Below are 21549 nucleotides of genomic sequence, written 5' to 3'. Positions count from 1 at the left end.
CAAGGGCAGGGGGATTTTTTTGCGATTATAGATTTTATAAGATCTTTGGGGTCCCCGCAAAGTATTTGGAATAAGCATCGAAGCATAGGCTCCACTTTGTGGGGTTATTTAAATATATTATGAAAGGGGTCCCCGCAAAGTAATCGGAATAAGCTTCAAAGGCTACACGTCACTCAGTACTTTTGCTTCGCAAAAGCGCCTCTCTATGAGAGTCGCCCTTACTTCTTTCCGATACTCTCAGTACTTTTGCTTTGCAAAAGCGCCCTTCAGGCGTCGGACTTCTTTCCGATACTCTTTGTGGGGTTATTTTAGATTTATAAGTTTTAAGCGGAACTAAGCATTTATATCGCAAGAAAAATTAGCGGTAAACGCGGCCCCCGCTACCTAGAAAATACGTCGATGGACGTTTTCTTTTGGTTCCTCGGGTTAAGGAAGCATTAGAGCTTGGGGGTCGAATCGAGGGACAAGCCCTTCATCGGCTGCCCGGATCAGCAGGGAAGAGATTGCGGCGTAACCGTCTTCTCCCAGATTTGCGGTGAAGCCGTTGACGTAGAGTCCGATGTGGGCGTCGGCCACTTTGGGATCCATCTCTTGTGCATGGTTCAGCACGTATTCGCGCGACGCTTCAGGATGCGCCCAAGCATATTCGACGGAAGCACGCGCCCATTCGGATATGGCTTTCGGATCCAGCGTCCGTTTGGCGATGATGGCGCCAAGCGGGATCGGAAGTCCCGTATCCTGCTCCCACCAGCTGCCGAGATCCGCCATCAGCGTTAGGCCGTAATTCTGGTAGGTGAATCTGGCTTCGTGAATCACGAGTCCGGCGTCAATTTGTCCATCGCGGACCGCAGGCATGATTTGATCGAACGGCATGACGACAATCTCGCCTACACCGCCCGGAACTTTCTGGGCGGCCCACAGCCGGAACAACAAATAGGCTGTCGAGCGTTCGCTTGGAACCGCAATGCGGCGTCCGGATAAATCCGAAGCGTCTTTCGGAGCAGCTTCGCCTCCTGCTGCAAGCACAAGCGGGCCGCAGCCGCGGCCGAGCGCGCCGCCGCACGGGAGAAGAGCATACCGGTCCAACACCCAGGGAAGAGCTGCGTAAGAGATTTTGAGAACATCATAATCGCTGTTTTCTTGTGCGGCCAGATGATTGGTGATGTCGATATCGGCATAGGTGACGTCCAGCTCTGGCGCACCGGGAATCAAACCATGCGCCCAAGCATGGAAGACGAAAGTATCATTGGGACATGGAGAAAAAGCAATTTTCATTTAGCAAATACCCTCCTTAAAATGTTTCCGGCGGCTTCAAGCGCCGCAAAAGCCTCTTTCATGCGCCAAGCCTCCCGGTCCCTTGGTCCGACGACGTTGGAAATCGTCCGGATTTCAAGCACGGGCAGATCCCAAAGCTTCGCCGCGGTTGCGACCCCGAAGCCTTCCATGCCTTCGGCAGCCGCATCGCTGATTCTTGCGGATAAGGCGGCGGTCGTTTCCGCGGAGCCAGTTCCGGTCGTTACGGTCAGGATAGAACCGCGGCTAACGGCAATTCCGGCGGCTAGCATCGCATTGATTAACGTTTGCGTCAGATTCGGCTCAGAGACGATAACGGAACTGCCGAAGCCAAGCTCGTCCACGCTGAGGAATCCATCCGGCGTTTCCGCACCCAGATCGGCGGCGATAATCCGGTCGGCAACGACGGTCGAACCTACTTCTGCTTTGCCTGCAAAACCCCCGCCGATGCCTGCGCTGATGACAAGACTGTATGCGGATTTTGCAAGCTCGGCTGCAGTCCGGGCCGCGGCCGAAGCCGGGCCAAAGCCGGCCAGACGCACATCGAACAGATTCGAATCCCCGATTCCGCGCAAGACGGCCTGCTGTTCCGCTTCGACCGCCGTCATGATGAGAATTCGCCCGTCTGAACGGGAGCTGCGGGCATCTTGCCCGCCAAATACGGTATCCAAATCCGACTTCATACGCGGATCCTCCTCTTTGAATCTTTTTAGTTTTATATAGTTTAGATTATAGAATTTAAAAGGTCTCCAATATATAACCTTATCCTTTACGAAGCGTCATGTAAAGTGCAAGGACGATCGGGGCGCTGCTCCAAAAGGGCTCTATTTGACACAAGAACTGCAGCCGGACGATAATGTAAGGGCACAACATATTTGATTTAATTTCAGAAGGAGGCAGCGATATGCCGACAGAACGGGAAATCAAAACAGCGATGCAAGCCTATATCGATTACTTCAATCGGGATGACTTGCAGGGAATTCTGTCCCTCTACGCGGACGATGCTGTAGTGGAGGACCCGGCAGGTACCGCTCCGATTGAGGGAAAAGCGGACATCACGGAGTTTTATCGCAAAGTGGTAAACGGAAGAACACGAATTTATCGCCAGGAACCGATCAGGGGCTCGCACAGCAACTCGGGTGCAATGGCGATACATATTGAGACGCAAGCAGAGAATTCCCGTTTCGTATTTCACGTTATTGAGGTTATGACGTTCAACGAAGACGGATTGATCAGCAGTATGAAGGCTTACTGGGGACGTGGAGACATGGAGAAGAAGGAAGCGTCCGAAGCCTAAGGCCTGTCATTCATGGTTATATTGTTGGAGCTCCCACTCTAATGAATACTGCAGATGTAAATGTTTCGAACTTTTTAATCCGGATGCAGCGAAACTTCGCTGCTTTTTTGTTTTATATACGTTGAACTAAAGAAGAATATTGAACCAAGGAGAAAGATTTACGGAGAAGCTGAAAGCTTTTTGGTTTGATTTTTGGATGCTTTAGATTCGTATGAAATGACACATGGCGTTATGCCGAACGATATATTAGAATAGATAGGTCTACGTTTAATAAATGCAGGATGTTGCCATCCTGAATAATGAAGTTGAAAGCGAGAAGGAAACCTAATGCTGAATAACCGGATGATGTTTGAAGATTTATGCATGCGCAATGAATCGCTTGCCGATCATTCTTCTTATCAAATTGGGGGGAAGGCGAATTTCTTTGCCATGCCTGAAACCGTGGAGGAGCTGCTGACTCTCCTGCAGGGCTGCCGTACACACGGACTGGACTATTTCATATGCGGAATGGGCTCCAACCTGTTGTTCCCTGATAATCCGCGGGAAGACACCCTCTATATTTCCTTGAAAAAATTTGTTTATTGGGATATCAGCCCGTCCAAATGGTTTATCTCTTCGGGGACGCCGATGTCTATGCTGGCGATCACCGGACTTATGTTTGGCATTTCCGGCTATGAATTTACGTACCTTCTTCCAGGGGGGCTCGGAGCCGGTATTTACATGAATGCCAAGTACAATCAGCATCAGATCAGCGATATTATCAAAACCGTTTATTATGTTGATCTGTCTGATCCGTCCCTGGCCGTGCAATCCCTGGATGTGTCTCAGTGCAAATACGGCTATAAGCAGTCTATTTTCCAAATGAATCCTTGGCTGGTGCTCGGTGCGGATATGCTGGCTGTTCCGGACGAAAAGCAGATTGCTCCCGGCAATGAGCTTTTGGCGCGCTGGAAAGCGAAAAAGGGGATGTCTGGTTTAGCGTCCTTTTATACTTACATGGACGGGGAAGCCACGCAGCTGATGAAGCAGGGGCTTGCCATCCCGCAGGAGATGACGGATATCGCTGCTTACCGTAATGGCAAGTGCCATTTCACATACCCGTCTTGCGGCTCCGTGTTTAAAAATAACTATGACTACGGCGTACCTGTCGGTGCGCTTGTGGACCGCTTGAACATGAAAGGCCTGGAATACGGCGGAGCGATGATTTCCCCTCATCATGGAAATATGATTATTAATCATAACCATGCCACGGCGGAAGACATCAAATATTTGATGAATAAAATCATTGACGGCATCAATACGGCTTTTGGTTTTGAACCCGAGCCTGAAGTGGTCATTGTGAAATAACAAATATAAATATAGCTGAAGTGAAGTAAGGAGCTGCCTTTTCGGTCCAAGGACGGAAGAGACGGCTCCTTTGTCTATTTCCGGACGGATAATGAGTGATGGACTTAGCTGCTCGGCTTTCAGCAAGGCGGCTGCATCTTTGAGAAAATATTATGCAGATCTGCTTAAAGAAAAATTTTAACCAAAGTATTGCAAGTGAGAAGATTGAAATATATAATAAAAAAGTAAGTAAATAAATTTACGGAGGTAACTATACTAATGTCAAAAGAATTCTTCTCTGCAATTAAAGGTAGACGTTCCATATATGGTATCAGCAAGGATGTAACTGTTTCCGACGAAAAAATCCTGGAGATCGTAAATGAGGCAGTTAAACATACGCCATCTTCCTTTAACTCCCAAAGCGCCCGCGTGGTTGTGCTGCTCGGCGAACAGCATGACAAGCTGTGGAATCTGACCGAAGGAACATTGAGAGAGGTCGTACCGGCTGAAAATTTTGCTCCAACAGCCGAGAAAATGGCCGCTTTCCGTAGCGGTTACGGTACAGTATTGTTCTTCGAAGACAATGCAGTCATCGAAGGGCTTCAATCCCAATTTGCGGCTTACAAAGACAACTTCCCAATCTGGTCCCAGCAATCTTCCGGTATGCTGCAGCTGGTTGTATGGACTGCGCTGGAAGCTGAAGGTTTGGGGGCGAGCCTGCAGCACTACAACCCGCTTATTGACAAAAAAGTGGCTAACGAATGGAATCTGCCTGCAAGCTGGAAGCTGATTGCCCAAATGCCATTTGGCAAAGTTGCAGCACCTGCAAATGAGAAACAGTTCCAGCCGGTTGAAGATCGCGTTAAAGTATTCAAATAAGGCGAAAGTTCATACTTTTTGATATCTAAAAAAGGGACGCTCCTCTTCGGATTCATTGAATCCTGAAGAGGACGTCCCTTTCAACATATCAGACAATCATGCCGTTTCGCGGCACCACTTATGAAAGTATAAACTTCCGGGGTCCCCGCAAAGTAATCGGAATAAGCTTCAAAGGCTACACGTCACTTTGTGGGGTTATTTCAACGTTCTAAGAGCGAGGCTCCTGCGGGGGATTGCAGCGGGCGATGCTAAAGCTGTGGATCTCTTTTTCCAGAATGGAGCTTGCTTTGCGGATATACTGTGTAATCAGCTCGAGTTCATCGGCTGAATAGTCCGAGGCCAGCTCCGAAATGGCGTTCATCAGAGGGCGGCAGGTTTGCCCAACTTCATGTGTATGTTTATCAACGGGCACAAGAATCACTCGACGCCGGTCATTGGGGTCATGTTCCCTGCGGACATAGCCGGCTTTTTCAAGCCGGTCGATTAATGCGGTCACGCTCCCGGTGGCAAGGCCGGTGATCTTGGACAATTCGCCGGCAGTAATCGGTCCTCTTTCACGTAATATATCTACGGATTTCATATCATTGTAGTATAAACCGAGGGAAGCGGCGGCATGCTGCTGATATAACGCCGCGCGGGTCACCAACCCCCGCATGAGAGATGCGAGGCATTCATGCGGATTGCTTGTCGAATCCCGATCATGGCTTGACAAATGACGAACCTCCTCTTAAAATTACAATATCTCGATGATCAAGATATTAGATTGACGAGATAATCCAAACAGGTTCATTTTATCGAAATCATGATCACTTTGTAAAGGGGTTTAACATGGAGACTGCAAAAAGCAACATAAAATTTGTTGTGGCAGGCTTATTGCTTGCCATTTTTATGTCCGCCATCGATAACACGATCGTTGCCACAGCGATGGGGACTATTGTATCCAAACTTGGAGGAATGGACAAATTCGTGTGGGTCACATCCGCTTATATGGTTACTACGATGGCCGGCATGCCGATTTTCGGCAAATTATCCGATATGTACGGCAGAAAAAGATTTTTTATATTCGGTTTAACGGTATTCTTGATCGGGTCTGCGCTATGCGGGCTGGCACAATCCATTGAACAGCTTAGCATTTACCGGGCGATTCAGGGGATTGGCGGGGGCGCGCTTATGCCGATCGCGTTTACGATTATTTTCGATATCTTTCCTCCGGAGAAGCGGGGCAAAATGACGGGACTTCTCGGAGCCGTCTTTGGTGCGGCCAGCGTGGTCGGCCCATTGCTTGGAGCATACATCACCGACTATTTCGGCTGGGAATGGGTGTTTTACATCAATGTGCCGCTTGGCATCATTTCTTTTGCGTTGATTATGAAAAATTACAAGGAATCTCCGGTTCATACCAAGCAAAAAATCGACTGGTGGGGGGCTTCCACGCTTGTGATCGCCGTGATCAGCCTGATGTTCGCACTGGAGCTTGGCGGGAAGCAGTATGCCTGGAATTCGGCGCCGATTATTTCTTTGTTCGTTAGCTTTGCCATCTTTTTTATTGTGTTCTTTTTTGTGGAGCTGAAGGCCAAGGAGCCGATTCTGCCCTTTTTCCTGTTCAAACGCCGCCTGTTTGCGTCATCGCAAATTTTGGCTTTCCTGTATGGCGGTACGTTTATTATTTTGACCGTTTATATTCCGATTTTCGTTCAGGCGGTGTACGGCGGTTCGGCAACCAATGCGGGATTGATTCTGACGCCGATGATGCTCGGCTCCGTGGCGGGAAGTTCGATCGGCGGCATTTCCTTGTCGAAGACAAGCTATCGCAATCTGATGATCGTGTCGGTGATCTGCTACTTCGCGGGCATGTTCCTGCTTAGCACTTTGAATCCGGATTCTGCCCGTTACTTGCTAACGATCTTTATGATTCTTGTCGGCTTTGGCATGGGTTTTTCATTTTCGCTGCTGCCAACGGCATCCCAGCACAATCTTGAACCGCGTTTCCGCGGAACGGCCAACTCGACCAACCAGTTTCTGCGATCGCTCGGGATGACCATGGGGATTACGATTTTCGGCACGATCCAGAACAATCTGTTTACGAATAAACTGGCGGAAAGCTTCAAAGAAATGGGCGGCCATGCGAATTCCGCGATGTCTAACTTGGGCGACCCCAAACAGATCTTTGAGCCCAGCGTGCGCGTGAAAATTCCGGAAGCCATCCTCAGCAAAATTATTGATGCGATGTCCCATTCGATAACCCAGATTTTCCTGATTGCGCTTATTCCGATTGCGATTGCAGTTATCTTTGTGTTCTTGATGGGGAATTCGAGAGTGCAGTCTGCCAAAAAGCAAAATCAGCCGCAAGCTTAAGCCGGCCATCGCGAAAGAGCGCCCGATAATTCGGGCGTTTTTCTGTTGTACGCCCAGCATGGGCGCCATCTATACGGTAAAAGATCAACTTAGACATTTGTCCTGCTTAAAGCTTAAAAACATTTTCGAATAGGGGAAATTAAGCTCAAAACCGGACATGTGTCCTATATTGACAGCAGGTTTCTGCCCTATACTTAATGTATGAAATGCGGAGGCTAAAACGCTAACAATTCATAATGTAAGCCTTATCAATATATTGAAATCGTTTTAGCTCAAGCCAACATAAAGATTACTATAGTAATTAAAAAAAGGAGTGCTGCCTCTCATGGTCAAACATCCATTGTTTGTCATTATCGCCAGTGTAATTTGTATTATTGCGGGTCTCTATCTTGATTCTTCCTACATTGAGATCTTCGCATCTGTTATGGGCGTCATTAATGTGTGGCTGATCGCACGTCAGAAGGTCATTAATTTCCTGTTTGGAGCTATTGCCGTGGCTTGTTTTATGTATATTTACTTTACGACGGGCCTATATGCGATGACGATTCTCGCTTTGCTTCAGCTGTGGTTTAACATTTATGGCTGGTACTATTGGAACAAAACGAAAGGTGAAGAAGACCATTCACCGATTGCTCGCTTAACATTAAAAAGTAGTTTAATCTGGTCGATTGTCATTATTGCGACTACCGCCATATGGTCCCTTGTACAAATCCGGTTTACGGACGCGAGCAATCCTTATCTGGATGCATTTATCGCCGTAATTGGACTTGTAGCACAGTACTTCTTAAGTAAAAAGATTTTGGAGAACTGGCATTTGTGGATTCTTATGAACGGCATCATGTTAATTGTGTACTTCATGTCCGGTCTATATGTCATGATCTTGTTGACGCTGATTAACATGTTTATCTGCTTTGATGGTTTATTTGAATGGAACCGCGATTACAAGACTGCAATGAATAAACAAACGGTTACGGAATAAGGAGGAAGACACATGAGTTTTCATATAGAAGCCAAACCAGGAGATATTGCTGAAATCGTATTGTTGCCAGGTGATCCGCGACGCGCTAAGTATATCGCTGAGACGTATTTGGAAGATGCCTTTTGTTATAACCAAGTTCGCAATATATGGGGATATACGGGCATGTATAAGGGAAAGCGCATCTCTGTGCAAGGCACGGGAATGGGGATGCCTTCCATGTCCATCTATGCGACGGAGCTGGTTAATGAATATGGAGCGAAATATGTCATGCGCGTAGGGTCCAGCGGTTCGTTGCACCCCGACGTAAAAAAAATGGATATCGTGCTCGCTATGGGCGCTTGCACAAATTCCAATCTGTTCTCACATATTTTCCGCCAGTATTCCTATGCACCGCTAGCTGATTTCGAATTGTTGAAGACCGTTTACGAGCTAGGAGTCAAGCAGGGCAAACCTATAAGTGCAGGGCTAGTTTGTACGGATGACCATTTCTATGACAGCGATGAAGAAATGCAGCATGTGCTTGCGAAGCATCAGGTACTGGCTTGTGACAATGAGACTGCAGCTTTATATATGGTCGCAGCGCGTTATGGCGCAAAGGCATTATCTATCCTGACCGTAACGGATCAGATGTTGACAGGAGAGACGATTACCCCTGAAGAGCGTGAAACGAAATTGAACGATATGATTGAACTGGCGTTAGAAACAGCACTGCTGTTATAGATGGATCAAAATATCAAGAAGCGTTCCTTCAAGCAGTGCAGCTGCTGCGAGGAACGCTTCTGTCTCGTTCAACATCGCGTTGGTGACGATCGGGCTTCTTGTTTCGTTTCCAGCTCCAATCCCTTCACGTCGCGTATAAGCAGTTCATTTTTCTGAATATCGATAATGCCGCTTTCTCTAAGTTGAAATAGAATTCGATTAATGCTTCGCTGCGTAACTGCGAATTTCTGGCTCAATTCCTGCTTATTCAGTTTAATCGTTATTCCTTGCGGATACTGAATTCCACTTCGAGCAAGGTGCAATAAGTAGGCACATACCCGATGGTGAAGAGGATACAAAATGTTAATTCCCTCACGCTTAGAGATTGTGTAATTGTAGTACAATATCCGTCGTATAAAGTATTGATTAAAGTTACTGTCCAACTGAAGCCAGGTTAGAAAGTAATCACGCTGCAAACTCATTATCGTTACATCCGTCATCGCTTCCACATTACTGACAAATGGAATTAAATCGTAAATCTCAATCTCGCCAATCATATCTCCGGCAGAGTAAGTAGCTTGTGAGTATTTTTTTCCGTGCTCCCCAATGATGTTAATATCCGCCACTCCATCTAACAAAATGCAGAATCGATCGTACATCGCGTCTTGCTGAAACAACATCGATCCTTTGCTGTATCGCATAAGCTTCCATTGCCGTAATATTTCATACGGACAATGCTTAAGCATCCTATAGATTTCAGAATTCTCTTCCATATATTTCGCTATATGCTGGATGTCCACTTTGTTCACCTCAATTCTTTGTCATACCCATTCTATATCATACGATTGTTATATAACAATTTTTTACCAAAATACCGATATATATTTTATAAAGAAGGAGGGGATCTATATGAAGATTTTAAAACATCTAAAAGGAACAAAAGTGCTCGTAAGTCTATTAGTAAGTTTACATATGTTCGCTTATTCAAGTATTTCTTTCGCTGCAGGAAACGAACTCCATGATATTGATGCTGGAATCGCAAGCCTGAATTATGATCGCAATGCAGTTTTGGCGGTAAACGGCGATCAAATCAGCAGCTTTGTTCCCAAAGAAGGAATCCAATCAAATGGTAAATTTATTGTGGTTGAACGTGAGAAAAAATCACTCTCAACCTCGCCAGTAGATATCTCCATTATTGATTCGATGACGAGCCGCACTTATCCAGGCGCAATTCAGCTTGCAAATCGGGCTTTTACGGATAATCAGCCTGATGTGCTTATGGCCGCAAGAAAACCTTTGGATATCAGTATTGATTTGCCCGGGCTCCGGGGTGAAAATACAATCACGGTTCAGAATCCGAATTACGGCAGTGTCTCCGGCGCTATTGATCAATTGGTATCGACTTGGGCTGAGAAGTATTCCGATACACACACATTGCCTGCAAGGCTACAGTATGCAGAATCCATGGTCTACAGCAAAAATCAAATTGCCAGCGCGCTTAATGTGAACGGTCAACTGCTTAACAATACGCTCGGGATCGACTTTAATGCGGTCGCAAGCGGCGAGAAAAAAGTGATGGTAGCGGCTTATAAGCAAATCTTTTATACCGTAAGCGCATCACTTCCAAACCATCCATCGGACCTTTTTGCCGAAGGCGTGACGTTTGATGAATTGGTTCGTAAAGGGGTAAGCAATGAGTCTCCGCCGCTTATGGTATCCAATGTAGCTTATGGCAGAACCATTTACGTGAAATTAGAGACAACTTCGAAGAGCAATGAAGTGCAAGCTGCATTTAAAGCATTGCTCCAGAATGCCAACATACAATCGAGCGGACAGTACAAGGATATTTATGAAAACAGTTCGTTTACTGCCGTTGTATTAGGCGGCGACGCACAGACGCATAACCAAGTTGTATCGAAAGACTTTAGTGTCATCCAAAATGTAATTAAAGACAATGCAACATTTAGCATTAAAAATCCGGCTTACCCGATTTCTTATACCAGCGTCTTTTTGAAAGATAATTCCATTGCCGCTGTTCGCAACAACACGGAATATATTGAGACTAAAACGACAGAATATACTAAAGGTAAAATAACACTTGATCATAGCGGCGCATATGTAGCTCAGTTTGAAGTGTCCTGGGACGAAGTTACATATGACGCAAATGGCCAAGAACTCATTACCCATAAAGCTTGGGGAGGAAATTGGCAAGATAAAACAGCCCATTTCTCGACCGAGATTCCCCTTCCGCCAAATGCCAAGAACATAAGAGTATTTGCAAGAGAATGCACAGGCCTTGCCTGGGATTGGTGGAGAACCATAATTGATGAATATAACGTACCATTGACTAACAATATTAACGTTTCGATTTGGGGAACAACGTTATATCCGTACGCTTCCATAACTTATTAGTCATTCCTGAGAATCTTCCCATTCAATTGGGGAGATTTTCTTTTGGGTAAATTTGAATAGTTAACGGAAATGATCTTGGAAAAGCAATTTATGTTTTGCCTTGGCTCGTAATGGATAAACTATGATGGGCGATGTTTTGAAATACGACGTCAGAAAGAAGGGGTATAGTGAACAACGAATTAAACGCTGTGAATCAATGGCTGGAAAATCAGGTTGGACAAACGATTTTGATCCGCAAAGAGGAGCAGGGCGATCTGGACGAAACGCGAGTGCAGCTGGAAGCCGTGGAATATAGCGAGCATGTGCCGGCGAGGGACGAATATGCGGAGGGAAGCTCTTTGATACTTCACGGCCCGGGACATGTTATAAATGAAAAGGGGGACATTCCGCTGCCGCGGAACACGTTCCAGATCTATGTGGACGGGTTGCATGAAACCGAAACGGATGAAAGCCGTATAAACTTAACAACAGACCGGGCAAAATATCTCATTTTCAAATTACCATAATTTTTTTATATTAAAATTTTGCCATATCAAAAAAAACGTGATAAAGTAGTTATTGACCTTTTGACTGAATTTGTTTTATAGTCATGCGTGCGGCGCATGGTGTCTGATGGGAGGGGAAGAACATAGGAACGGTGGATCGAAAAAAGCAGGTACTTGAAGCAGCTTCAAGATCCTTTGCGTTGTTTGGTTATAAAGCTACGACAATGGAACAGGTGGCGAAAATCGCTAATGTGGGGAAAGGAACTATCTATACGTTTTTTGACACCAAGGAGCAGCTTTTTGATGAGATTCTGCATGAAGTCATTTCCGAGATGAAAAAGATCATTTTACGTGAAGTGGACCATGATAAAAACTTTTTTGAAAATTTGTTCCGCGTATTGGATTCTCTTCTGGAATTTCGCAGTGAGCACGAACTCCTCATGAAGCTGTCCCAGGAAGTTCGGGACGTAGGTACACCTCAATCTCAGGAAGCAATGGCCCGGATCGAAAGCGTGATTCTGAACTACATGGAAAAGGAAATTCGGCATGCGATTACGCGGCATGAGCTGCGTGAATGCGACCCCGGCATCGTTTCTTTTCTCATGGTGAAGATGTACGTTGCTTTAACGTCAGAATGGAATAAAAATCATGAACCCCTGACTAAAAATCAAATTAAGGAGCATATCCGGCTTTTTTTGGAGGATGGGCTCGCCGTGCATTAATCATTCGGTACGGCATTCACAACTACATTGGTAGGACCACTAAACCAAGGACACATACATGAGTATTTTGCAAAAGTCCGACGACCCATAAGTCGGATTATTGCAAAATACTTACATGCGAAACGGCTTCGAGCTTGCATTGACGGAGCTTGATTTTGTTTGCGCATGTATGACCGGATGAAGAATTCAGTCAAACATTCAAAGGCGATATTTTACTTGGAGAAGGGGGACTACCACTTACATGAAATCATTATCCGTGTTTTTCAAAGATTTAGCTGCAGCGTTGAGAAACCCGAAAGTGCTGATCCCCGTGATCGCCGTTATGTTCATTCCGATAATGTACAGCGGTGTTTATCTGGCAGCCTTTTGGGATCCTTATGGCCATCTGGACCGTCTGCCCGTTGCTGTGGTCAATAAAGATAGCGGTGCCGAGTTTAAAGGCAAGGAACTGCACATCGGTTCGGATTTGGTGGATGAACTCAAGAAAGAAAAAGATTTTGACTGGAAATTTGTCAGTGAAAAGGAAGCAGTGCAGGGAATCAAGGAAAACCGTTATTACATGAAAATTACGATCCCTGAAAATTTCTCCAGTCAGGCAACGACCTTGATGGATGATCATCCGCAGCCGGCAACGATTTTGTATGAACCAAACGGGGATTACAATTTTATCGCTTCCCAGATCGGCAATACGGCGGTTAAAGATATTAAAGCCCAGGTGTCCGCCAAAGTAACGGAATCTTATACGGAAAACCTGCTGGACAATTTTACGGAAGTTTCGGACGGACTTGCGGAAGCGGGTGAAGGCGCAGGGAAACTTCATGACGGCAGCGGTGATCTCGATAAGGGCGCAAACAAGCTGAAGGCAAACCTGAAGAAGCTAGCGGACGGCACCTTGGAAGCGAAGAACGGTACGGAGCCGCTTGCTAAAGGCGCGATGGCTCTGAACAAAGGCGCAGGCCAGCTGAATGAAGGTACCAGCAAGCTGGCCAGCGGCCTCGATCAGCTCTCAGCAGCAGGAAGCCAACTGCTTGGCGGTGCCGCCAAGGCACAGCAGGGCGGACACCAGCTGCAAACCGGGCTTGAAAGCTCACTGGACGGCGCCAAAAAATTGAATGCCGGCATCCAAAGTTCTGAAGCAGGCGCAGGCAAGCTCGAAACAGGGCTGAAGTCCGCTGAACAAGGCAGCGCGAATTTGGCTTCCGGTTTGAAGTCTTCCCTGGACGGAACCAATCAAGTGTCGGAAGGCGCGAAAAGCTTGGCGGCCGGACTTCAGCAGCTCGCTTCATCCAGCCCTGAGCTTGCGCAGAACCCGCAATTTCAGAAGCTGCTGGCAGCAAGCCAGGCTGTCGCTGAAGGCAGCGCCAAAGTAGCGGCCGGACAGCAGCAGCTCTCCGAGGGAGCGGAATCCTTGCACACCGCTCAGAAGCAACTGCTAGGCGGAGCAACCGATCTTCACAGCGGGCAGAAGCAGCTGCTGGAAGGCAGCGGCCAGATGGTTCAAGGACAGCAGCAGCTGGTCCAAGGCGCAGCTGCGCTGAATAAAGGCCAGACTGAATTGACTGCAGGTCTGACGACGTTCACTCAGAAGCTAAACGAAGCTGACGGGGGCAGCAAAGCGCTTGTAACCGGAACGCAGCAGCTTTTGGCAGGCACTACCGATTTGAAGGGCGGGGTCAGCAAGCTGACGGGCGGTTTGAATACACTTGCGGACGGATCGAAGAAATTGAATGATGGCGCAGGAGATCTTACCGAAGGAATCAAGAAACTGGATGACGGTTCCAAGGAACTTGCAACGAAGCTTAATGATGCTTCGGATAAAACTTCCGAACTGAAAAAGACCGATGCTTTGGTGGATATGTTTGCCAAGCCGGTGGATTCCAAAGAGAATGAATCCCGCAAAGTTCCGAACTATGGTACGGGACTGACGCCGTATTTCATGTCTTTGGGCTTGTTCGTAGGCGCGCTCATATCGACGCTTGTCATCTCACTCAAAGGATCGGCGGTAGCGGACGCATCCGGCTTCAGCCGTTTCGTCAGCCGTTCCCTTTCTTTTACGGGAATGAGCTTGTTCCAATCGGTAGTAGCCGCAACGATCATATTGTACGGGCTTGGACTTCAGGTTCGGAGCGTTCCATTGTTTTTCCTCTTCACCTTCGTCACAAGCTTGGCGTTTATGTTTATCGTGCAGGCTGTCGTAACCTGGTTTGATATGCCGGGACGGTTCCTCATTATCATACTGCTGATTTTGCAGCTGACGACAAGTGCGGGCACCTTCCCGCTGGAACTGATTCCGGATTGGCTGAAGCCGCTCAATCCATGGCTACCGATGTCGCATAGCGTGCTTGGATACAAAGCGGTTATTTCAAGCGGGAATTTTGATTTGATGTGGAAGCAAGCCGGAATTCTCGGAATCGACGCCCTGATTTTCCTGGCATTTACGCTTATTTACTTCCTATGGCGGGGCCGTCATAAGCAGCAGCCGACGGATCAGCAGCCGCTGGAAGCGGAAGCAGTCTAAAAAGAAATACAGTCCTGGTCCTGATCGGATCAGGACTTTTTCCGGATATCGGGGTATAATAGAGAGATCAGACAGGAATGAGGGATTAAATGATTACCATTAAGACAAAATCGCAAATCGCACAGATGAAAGAAGCCGGTGCCATACTTGCAGCATGCCACCGGGAAATCAAAAAGCTGATCGAGCCGGGAATCACCACAATAGAAATCGACCGTTTCGCCGAGAAATTTATCCGCAAGGCAGGCGCCACGCCGGAGCAGAAAGGATACAACGGATTCCCGTATGCTACCTGCACATCCGTTAATGATGTTATTTGCCATGGATTTCCGGGAAAATACGCTCTGAAGGACGGAGATATCGTCACCGTGGACATGGTCGTGAATTTAAACGGCTGGCTTGCCGATTCCGCCTGGTCCTATACGGTCGGCAATGTTTCCGAACAAGCACAGCGTTTGCTGGATGTGACGAAAGAATCTCTATACAAAGGTATCGAAAAGGCTGTGATCGGCAATCGAATCGGGGATATCTCGCATGCCATTCAGGTATATGCGGAATCGGAAGGGTTCTCGGTCGTGCGCGAATTTATCGGACACGGTATCGGCAAAGATATGCATGAAGAGCCGCAGGTTCCCCATTATGGTCCGCCTAATGTCGGCCCGCGCTTGAAAGAAGGCATGGTGATTACGATCGAACCGATGCTGAACACGGGAACTTACCGCAGTAAAATGGACAGCGACGGTTGGACCGCAAGAACCATGGATGGCGGCTTGTCTGCCCAATATGAGCATACCCTCGCGATTACGGCCGATGGCCCGGAAATTTTGACGGCACAATAATGAGCATTAGTGTTAAGACAGGAGCCTTTCCGGCTCCTGTTTTGTTTTTAGATTTTGGGGTCCCCGCAAAGTATTTGAAATAAGCATCGAAGCAGGCTTCACTTTGTGGGGCGTAGATTATTTCACACGTTCCTTGTATTTTCCCGAGCTTTCGATGCTGACTCGGATCTTTATGGATTTTAAGGAGTCTTCATCCAGAATAAATGGCTTCAATCGATGTAATTGATGCCATTTTTTTGGATACTTGCGATACAGCTGTTCATCGAGCATAAATACATCCGCTTTGCGCTGAAGACCTTTGTTATAGCTCATCCGGATTTCATCTTTGAGGACTTCACCGGCCATTTGTTCCATCTTTTTATGAGGTATATCTTTGGCAAGCTCATCGATATAAGCATCTACGGATACTTGAAGATGGAAGCGGGCTTTATCTTTTTCGAGGACGGGTTTGATATACAAATGGGGTTTCTCAAGGACCAATGTGGCAGCGGGCTGTCCTGAAGCCGGTATATTGATGGGAGACCGCACAAGCTCCCGTTGAACCCAGCGCGTACCCTTAAGCTCATCTTCCGTCAGATGTCCCCGAAATTCCTTGTTTTGAAAAAAATAGGCTCCGTTGATCCGGAACATCGGACGCTTGTTTTTATCCTCGTACCAGTCGTCTTCGTCAATCGTAAGGCAGGGGATCATAGCCAAACCGCTGGGCTCGTTGATTTGCGCGATGATCTTGAATCCATATTCAGGCAGGATAAACGATCTTTCCGCATAAAGCTCAAAGGGGGTATTCATAACGGTATCCAGCGGCGAAAGATTCAAGATTGACTTTTGTATCATGATTTCATGGATGGGTCGGTCGGTACCGTACATCAGTATGTTGTATCTTACTTCACGATAACGATTGAGCATATCATAGATTTCCATCATCCCATGCTTCATGGCTTTTTCGGACAAGATAACCGATTTCAGATGGCCCCAAAATACTCTGAGCTGTGAAGTGGAATACAAGGTCATCATTGATTCGGCCAAGGTTCTTCCTTCACCGGTCCCTAACCATATAGGAATCGGTTTTGATAAGGAGCTGGTTTCATTTTTTGCAATGTTTGAAAAATTCAAGATTTGAACATAACTTTTGTATTTTCCATCCTCAAAATCAATGCCTAATGCCGTGACATAAGCCAAATTTTGAATATCCTTGGAGTTCCAACAGCCGGGGATGAACAGCAAGACGATAAGGCATATGCCGATTTGCCCCATTTTTCTCATATTGGATTCTCCCCTTGATGATCCGAATCAACGGTACTCAGTACCGACGGTTTTTTGCGCAGCAGCTTCCAGGGAGCGCGCATGATGGATTTCAGAATATCTTTGGCCACAAGAGGTGACAGGGGGGAGAGATATGGAACTCCAAAGGTCCGCAGTTTTGACATATAGATCAACAGCAGAATAATCCCCAGGATCATGCCGTACATGCCGAGGACGGAGGACAAGAAAAATAGGGCCAACCGGACCACGCTTATGACGGAGCTTAAAGTTTGGTTTACCAGCGTAGCTCCGGCCACGGCGGTGATTGCTCCGACAACGACGGAGGAAGGAGAGACGAGTCCGGCGCGAATGGCCGCATCGCCGATAATAAGTCCCCCGATGACCGTTAATGTTTGACCGATGGAGCTTGGAAGCCTGATCCCCGCCTCCCGGAAGATTTCAAGCAGGATGAGCAGCAGAAAAAGCTCCATTTGGGCAGATAAAGGCAGACCTAGCCGGGTGACGGAAATGGTCGCCATGAGCCGGAAAGGAATTTGATCCTGATGGAAGGCAACCAGCGCTACCCAGAACGAAGGCAATATAGTCGATATGAGCAAGCTAATGCCGCGGATGATTCTGACAAAAGAAATATAAATATAGTTGAAATGGACGTCTTCAGGGGATTTCATCAGCAATGACAATGCACCCGGACCAATCAATACCATCGGGTTGCCGTCCACGACGATAATAAAACGTCCGTTCAGCAGGCAGGCCACGGCGTAATCGGGACGGCCCGTAAAATCAACCAGCGGGAGCAAAGAGTACTTCGAATCCGACAGCATCTCCTCTAACTGATTGATTGTATAAAGGCCGTCAACATCGATATTGTTCAGGCGCTTTTTGACTTCCTGCAGTATTTTGGGAGAAATGATATCATTAAAATACATCAGAGCGACTCTTGTTCTGGTTCGTCGTCCGAGTATAAGCTGTTCGCAGCAAAGGGAATTGCTGCGGATCCGTTTCCGGATCAAAGCCACGTTCGTAATTAAATCCTCCGTAAAACCGTCTTTGGGACCTTTTATCGATATTTCAACCGTCGACTCTTCAGGTGAACGTTTCGGAGCACTTCCGATATCCATGAAAAACAGCTTATTGGTTAGAGGGATTAGCAGCACCAGTCCCCCCATAAAAACCATATCTTCAATTTCCTGTGCAGATACTGGCTCCTGTAGTTCAACGAGCGGCAGGATGCCGCAGATCTCGTTGTCCTGCGTTATATTCAAACCGGTTTCCTGAAACAGTTTCTTAAGCTCAGGGAGCACCACGAGACTGATTTGCGATGAATCGGCCAATCCGCTGGCATATGCCAGAATCACTTCTGACGCGGCAGCCTCCTTGTCCAACCGGTAGGAGTTGATGACGACATCTACACTTTGGGCAAACAAATCTTTCATTTTTTTTAGGGTCCATACCGTATTTTCACTCTTTGGGGCTGAAGAGGTCATGAGGCTTCCTCCTTTTTCTTTTTCGGCAGGAATATCACGCCGGTCCATATCAAGGAAAACAATAAAAATGTTCCTAGAGTGATCGGAAAGTAATAGAAGTACAAAGTTTGGTAAAAGGTGTTTTGAGTGATCGGAAACATGGAAATCATGACATAGCTGAACGATATGGCCAAAATAAATCGATGCGCCATCACCTTGCTTTTGAAGGGTAGAATGTCGGCAAGCAAATATTGTGAAAGTGCGATCCGCATGGTAGCTCCGGCGAGCCATTGATATACGGAAAGGAAATCAACATGTTCTATATATTCGCCGATTTTGACAAGCCTCCACTGTTCATATGGCGATTCCGCTTGTTTTGCGGCTTCCTGCGGACCAAATTCCGAAATTGCGCCAACGATAGGCCCTAGTGTGATATAGGCGATAATCAAGCCGAAGACGACCAGATGCCAAGGTTTCACTTTGGTTTTAATTTGGTGCTGTAAAGCCAAAATGACGATAATTTCCACAAATCCTCCGCCAACATATATCATTCCATGCAGCGGGGGGATTATTCCGTTTTCGAGGATCGGAGTCAGCAAATTGAAATTTTTTTGCGGCGTGTTGGCGATGGCGACGAAAAAACCCAGTGCAATGACGATGGGAAGCAGGATACCCGCACCGATTGCGATGGATCTGAGTCCAAGCTTGGCCATGTAATAGCATAGGAAGGCCAAGGTTCCAATGAGAACGATTTTGGGGGTGGCAGGCAAATAGTTGCTGATCGTCCAGTTGGATGTATGGAAAAGCGTTATTCCGCCAATCAGGTACAAATAAACCAGCAGGGGCGCAACCAAAATCCATGATATTACCGGACTTGTTCTTGCCGCGAGCTCTTCCTGGAACTTTCCTTGTCCGGTTTTTCTTATGAAAAAGGCAAGCATAAGCATCCAGGGAATAAACGGAATCGTTGTGAAAATGACGGACAGCCATGAGTCGCGGCCAGCGGCGTCAAGCAGCAACGGGTTAATCATGACATGACTTGTCAGTCCGTTCATCAGCATCAACACCATACATATTTGAAACATATTTACAGAGGCCGATTTTGTCATTTTAGGATCCGCTCCACTCTCTGGTCAGTAATGATTGGCATTATTGTATTTTGGCTGAACGATGCCTAAAATATGCCAGTGATATATACAGGATGTCCTTTCCAATTTATAAAATCGAATATCTGAGATCAAAAAAAGCAATTTCACAAACCTGATATAATAATTTCATTATATGAAAAATTCACAATAGAAAAACACTACTAGAACTTTGCCACGCTTGTGATAAGCATACATTCACCCGTACCTAGCCATAAATCTAAACCGAAAAAACAAGTGCAACAAAACAAGCGGAAAGTCAAGATAAAATAACCCCGCAAAGAGTATCGGAAAGAAGTCCGACGCCACTCGAAGAGGGGCGCTTTTGCGGAGCAAAAGTACTGAGAGATGTGTGGCCTTTGAAGCTTATTCCGATTACTTTGCGGAAGTCCCGGAAGTTTATACTTCTGATATCTCAAAAAAAAGACAGCACTGTTTGCACACAGCGCTGTCCGAAATTGCGGGCTTATTCTTTATTCAGCAATTCCTCGCCGGCGATTCCCGGGTTGGTCATTTGATACGGGTCAAGAATAACGTTGAGTTCTTCTTCCGTTAATACATTATAGAGAAGGCATAATTCCCGGACAGGTTTGCCTGTCGTGATCGCTTCGCGGGCGATCCGCGACACCACTTCATAACCCAGATGCGGATTCAGTGCCGTAATGATGCCGACGCTGTTTTCTACGTATTCGCGGCAGCGCTCAACATTAGCCTGAATGCCCTCTATGCAATGCTCGCGGAATACACGAAAACCGTTATTCATAATTTCGAGAGATTGCAGCAGATTGTATACAAGAACCGGTTCCATTACGTTCAGTTCTAATTGCCCGGCTTCGGAAGCAAGGCAAATGGTGTGGTCATTACCGATAACCTGGAATGCGATTTGGTTAATGACCTCGCACATAACCGGATTGACTTTGCCCGGCATGATGGAAGAGCCCGGCTGTCTGGAAGGCAGCAGCAGTTCTCCGAGGCCTGCTCTCGGACCCGAAGCCATCAAGCGGATGTCGTTGGCGACTTTGGACATGTTCATCATGCAAATTTTGAGCGCGGCGGATACTTCGGTGTAGGCATCCGTGTTTTGCGTGGCATCTACCAGATGTTCTGCCGGTTTGATCGGGAATCCGCTCAGTTCAGCCAGCACCTCGGCGACATGCTCGATATAGCGGATATCCGCATTGAGGCCTGTACCGACGGCCGTCGCACCCATGTTGATATGCAAAAGATTTTTTTTCGTCGCGCCCAGGCGCTCGATATCTCTTTCAAGCACGCGCGCATAAGCCTGGAATTCTTGTCCCAGACGGATCGGAACCGCATCCTGAAGGTGGGTGCGTCCCATTTTGATTACCGAATCAAATTCGTTGGCTTTATTATGAAATGCTTGCCGCAACCCGCTCATGGTTGCAAGCAGCTTGTCGATCATGGTCAGTGTGGCGATATGGACCGCCGTCGGGAATGAATCGTTTGTCGATTGAGCCATATTGACGTGATTATTCGGGCTGATGTCGGCATAGCTGCCTTTTTCTTTGCCAATCAACTCCAGCGCACGGTTCGCAATGACCTCATTGGTGTTCATATTAATAGACGTGCCAGCTCCGCCCTGAATAGGATCAACGATAAATTGATCGAACCATTTGCCGCCTATGATTTCATCGGCAGCCTGCACGATGGCATTTCCTTTGGCAGGGAGCAGCCGTTTAATCTCCATATTCGCGATTGCGGCTCCTTTTTTAACCATAGCCATCGCCCGGATCAGTTCCGGATGAATTCTTTGGCCGGTAATCGGGAAGTTTTCCGCCGCTCGCATGGTTTGAATCCCGTAATACGCTTCATCAGGTACTTCTTTGGTGCCGAGAAAGTCTTTTTCTAATCTCATG

The 21549-nt window shown here is 46.9% G+C and carries 19 protein-coding genes; 11 read left to right on the top strand and 8 right to left on the bottom strand.

Going from position 1 to position 21549, the window contains the following annotated elements; translation table 11 throughout:
- Nucleotides 1-426 precede the first annotated feature (426 nt).
- Both L6442_RS19880 and L6442_RS19875 read right to left on the bottom strand, forming a co-directional pair.
- Entirely contained in the window at nucleotides 427-1275 is an 849-nt protein-coding gene (locus L6442_RS19880; protein ID WP_212976784.1) for a 1,4-dihydroxy-6-naphtoate synthase, read from the bottom strand.
- Entirely contained in the window at nucleotides 1272-1976 is a 705-nt protein-coding gene (locus tag L6442_RS19875) for a futalosine hydrolase (RefSeq protein ID WP_212976783.1), read from the bottom strand. The genes L6442_RS19880 and L6442_RS19875 overlap by 4 nt, the downstream gene beginning before the upstream one ends.
- A 221-nt stretch (nucleotides 1977-2197) precedes the next feature.
- Between L6442_RS19875 and L6442_RS19870 the strand changes: the two genes are divergently transcribed.
- From L6442_RS19870 to L6442_RS19860, 3 genes are all read left to right on the top strand, one after another.
- Entirely contained in the window at nucleotides 2198-2590 is a 393-nt protein-coding gene (locus L6442_RS19870; protein WP_212976782.1) for a nuclear transport factor 2 family protein, read from the top strand.
- 327 nt (nucleotides 2591-2917) lie between these two features.
- Nucleotides 2918-3937, top strand: coding sequence for a UDP-N-acetylmuramate dehydrogenase (murB, locus tag L6442_RS19865; RefSeq protein ID WP_212976781.1), 1020 nt, complete (start codon nucleotides 2918-2920; stop codon nucleotides 3935-3937).
- A gap of 258 nt (nucleotides 3938-4195) precedes the next feature.
- Nucleotides 4196-4795 (top strand): nitroreductase family protein, encoded by a 600-nt coding sequence (locus L6442_RS19860; RefSeq protein ID WP_212976780.1) that lies wholly within the window; start codon nucleotides 4196-4198, stop codon nucleotides 4793-4795.
- A 208-nt stretch (nucleotides 4796-5003) separates the two neighbouring features.
- Here L6442_RS19860 and L6442_RS19855 read toward each other — a convergent pair whose 3' ends face one another.
- Entirely contained in the window at nucleotides 5004-5450 is a 447-nt protein-coding gene (locus L6442_RS19855) for a MarR family winged helix-turn-helix transcriptional regulator (protein WP_212976876.1), read from the bottom strand.
- 173 nt (nucleotides 5451-5623) lie between these two features.
- On the opposite strand from L6442_RS19855, the gene L6442_RS19850 reads away from it, so the two are divergent.
- From L6442_RS19850 to deoD, 3 genes are all read left to right on the top strand, one after another.
- Complete coding sequence (locus tag L6442_RS19850) at nucleotides 5624-7150, top strand: MDR family MFS transporter (protein ID WP_212976779.1); 1527 nt, start codon at nucleotides 5624-5626, stop codon at nucleotides 7148-7150.
- Between the two features lie 325 nt (nucleotides 7151-7475).
- A complete protein-coding gene (pnuC, locus tag L6442_RS19845; protein ID WP_212976778.1) occupies nucleotides 7476-8129 on the top strand; it encodes a nicotinamide riboside transporter PnuC in 654 nt (217 codons plus the stop codon).
- 12 nt (nucleotides 8130-8141) lie between these two features.
- Entirely contained in the window at nucleotides 8142-8849 is a 708-nt protein-coding gene (gene deoD, locus L6442_RS19840; RefSeq protein WP_212976777.1) for a purine-nucleoside phosphorylase, read from the top strand.
- Nucleotides 8850-8917: 68 nt separating this feature from the next.
- Here the strand turns inward: deoD and L6442_RS19835 are convergent, their stop codons facing one another.
- Entirely contained in the window at nucleotides 8918-9628 is a 711-nt protein-coding gene (locus L6442_RS19835; protein WP_212976776.1) for a Crp/Fnr family transcriptional regulator, read from the bottom strand.
- A 109-nt stretch (nucleotides 9629-9737) separates the two neighbouring features.
- Between L6442_RS19835 and L6442_RS19830 the strand changes: the two genes are divergently transcribed.
- The 5 genes from L6442_RS19830 (at nucleotide 9738) to map (ending at nucleotide 15801) form a co-directional block, all read left to right on the top strand.
- Nucleotides 9738-11240, top strand: coding sequence for a thiol-activated cytolysin family protein (locus tag L6442_RS19830; RefSeq protein WP_212976775.1), 1503 nt, complete (start codon nucleotides 9738-9740; stop codon nucleotides 11238-11240).
- Between the two features lie 167 nt (nucleotides 11241-11407).
- Nucleotides 11408-11746 carry a protein YmzB gene (gene ymzB, locus L6442_RS19825; protein ID WP_212976774.1) on the top strand — a complete coding sequence of 113 codons (339 nt, stop codon included), beginning with the start codon at nucleotides 11408-11410 and terminating at the stop codon, nucleotides 11744-11746.
- A 122-nt stretch (nucleotides 11747-11868) separates the two neighbouring features.
- The gene (locus L6442_RS19820; protein WP_194231301.1) at nucleotides 11869-12447 is read left to right on the top strand and encodes a TetR/AcrR family transcriptional regulator; all 579 of its coding nucleotides are present in this window, start codon (nucleotides 11869-11871) and stop codon (nucleotides 12445-12447) included.
- Between the two features lie 241 nt (nucleotides 12448-12688).
- Nucleotides 12689-14965 carry a YhgE/Pip domain-containing protein gene (locus L6442_RS19815; protein WP_212976773.1) on the top strand — a complete coding sequence of 759 codons (2277 nt, stop codon included), beginning with the start codon at nucleotides 12689-12691 and terminating at the stop codon, nucleotides 14963-14965.
- 89 nt (nucleotides 14966-15054) lie between these two features.
- Nucleotides 15055-15801, top strand: a complete 747-nt coding sequence (gene map, locus L6442_RS19810; protein ID WP_194231204.1) for a type I methionyl aminopeptidase — start codon at nucleotides 15055-15057, stop codon at nucleotides 15799-15801.
- Between the two features lie 117 nt (nucleotides 15802-15918).
- Here map and L6442_RS19805 read toward each other — a convergent pair whose 3' ends face one another.
- The 4 genes from L6442_RS19805 to aspA form a co-directional block, all read right to left on the bottom strand.
- Nucleotides 15919-17064 (bottom strand): Ger(x)C family spore germination protein, encoded by a 1146-nt coding sequence (locus tag L6442_RS19805; protein WP_212976772.1) that lies wholly within the window; start codon nucleotides 17062-17064, stop codon nucleotides 15919-15921.
- Nucleotides 17061-18548: a spore germination protein gene (locus L6442_RS19800; protein WP_212976771.1), complete on the bottom strand. Its 1488-nt coding sequence runs from the start codon at nucleotides 18546-18548 to the stop codon at nucleotides 17061-17063. Before L6442_RS19800 ends, L6442_RS19805 begins: the two co-directional genes overlap by 4 nt.
- Nucleotides 18545-19636, bottom strand: coding sequence for an endospore germination permease (locus L6442_RS19795; protein WP_212976770.1), 1092 nt, complete (start codon nucleotides 19634-19636; stop codon nucleotides 18545-18547). The genes L6442_RS19800 and L6442_RS19795 overlap by 4 nt, the downstream gene beginning before the upstream one ends.
- A 502-nt stretch (nucleotides 19637-20138) precedes the next feature.
- The gene (gene aspA / locus L6442_RS19790) at nucleotides 20139-21548 is read right to left on the bottom strand and encodes an aspartate ammonia-lyase (RefSeq protein WP_212976769.1); all 1410 of its coding nucleotides are present in this window, start codon (nucleotides 21546-21548) and stop codon (nucleotides 20139-20141) included.
- Nucleotide 21549: the final 1 nt, after the last annotated feature.

The organism is Paenibacillus azoreducens (assembly GCF_021654775.1).
Classification (GTDB): Bacteria; Bacillota; Bacilli; order Paenibacillales; family Paenibacillaceae; genus Paenibacillus_AQ; species Paenibacillus_AQ azoreducens.
Note: the sequence above shows the minus strand (reverse complement) of the source record. Positions and strands in the feature narration are given on the sequence as shown.

What these genes read in the sequence shown, in the direction of transcription:
- L6442_RS19855 (WP_212976876.1), bottom strand. Translation starts at nt 5,450, where the DNA reads ATGCGGGGGTTGGTGACCCGCGCGGCGTTATATCAGCAGCATGCCGCC.
- deoD (WP_212976777.1), top strand. Translation starts at nt 8,142, where the DNA reads ATGAGTTTTCATATAGAAGCCAAACCAGGAGATATTGCTGAAATCGTA.
- L6442_RS19795 (WP_212976770.1), bottom strand. Translation starts at nt 19,636, where the DNA reads ATGACAAAATCGGCCTCTGTAAATATGTTTCAAATATGTATGGTGTTG.
- L6442_RS19805 (WP_212976772.1), bottom strand. Translation starts at nt 17,064, where the DNA reads ATGAGAAAAATGGGGCAAATCGGCATATGCCTTATCGTCTTGCTGTTC.
- map (WP_194231204.1), top strand. Translation starts at nt 15,055, where the DNA reads ATGATTACCATTAAGACAAAATCGCAAATCGCACAGATGAAAGAAGCC.
- aspA (WP_212976769.1), bottom strand. Translation starts at nt 21,548, where the DNA reads ATGAGATTAGAAAAAGACTTTCTCGGCACCAAAGAAGTACCTGATGAA.
- L6442_RS19850 (WP_212976779.1), top strand. Translation starts at nt 5,624, where the DNA reads ATGGAGACTGCAAAAAGCAACATAAAATTTGTTGTGGCAGGCTTATTG.
- L6442_RS19800 (WP_212976771.1), bottom strand. Translation starts at nt 18,548, where the DNA reads ATGACCTCTTCAGCCCCAAAGAGTGAAAATACGGTATGGACCCTAAAA.
- murB (WP_212976781.1), top strand. Translation starts at nt 2,918, where the DNA reads ATGCTGAATAACCGGATGATGTTTGAAGATTTATGCATGCGCAATGAA.
- L6442_RS19875 (WP_212976783.1), bottom strand. Translation starts at nt 1,976, where the DNA reads ATGAAGTCGGATTTGGATACCGTATTTGGCGGGCAAGATGCCCGCAGC.
- L6442_RS19880 (WP_212976784.1), bottom strand. Translation starts at nt 1,275, where the DNA reads ATGAAAATTGCTTTTTCTCCATGTCCCAATGATACTTTCGTCTTCCAT.
- L6442_RS19830 (WP_212976775.1), top strand. Translation starts at nt 9,738, where the DNA reads ATGAAGATTTTAAAACATCTAAAAGGAACAAAAGTGCTCGTAAGTCTA.
- L6442_RS19815 (WP_212976773.1), top strand. Translation starts at nt 12,689, where the DNA reads ATGAAATCATTATCCGTGTTTTTCAAAGATTTAGCTGCAGCGTTGAGA.
- L6442_RS19860 (WP_212976780.1), top strand. Translation starts at nt 4,196, where the DNA reads ATGTCAAAAGAATTCTTCTCTGCAATTAAAGGTAGACGTTCCATATAT.
- L6442_RS19870 (WP_212976782.1), top strand. Translation starts at nt 2,198, where the DNA reads ATGCCGACAGAACGGGAAATCAAAACAGCGATGCAAGCCTATATCGAT.
- pnuC (WP_212976778.1), top strand. Translation starts at nt 7,476, where the DNA reads ATGGTCAAACATCCATTGTTTGTCATTATCGCCAGTGTAATTTGTATT.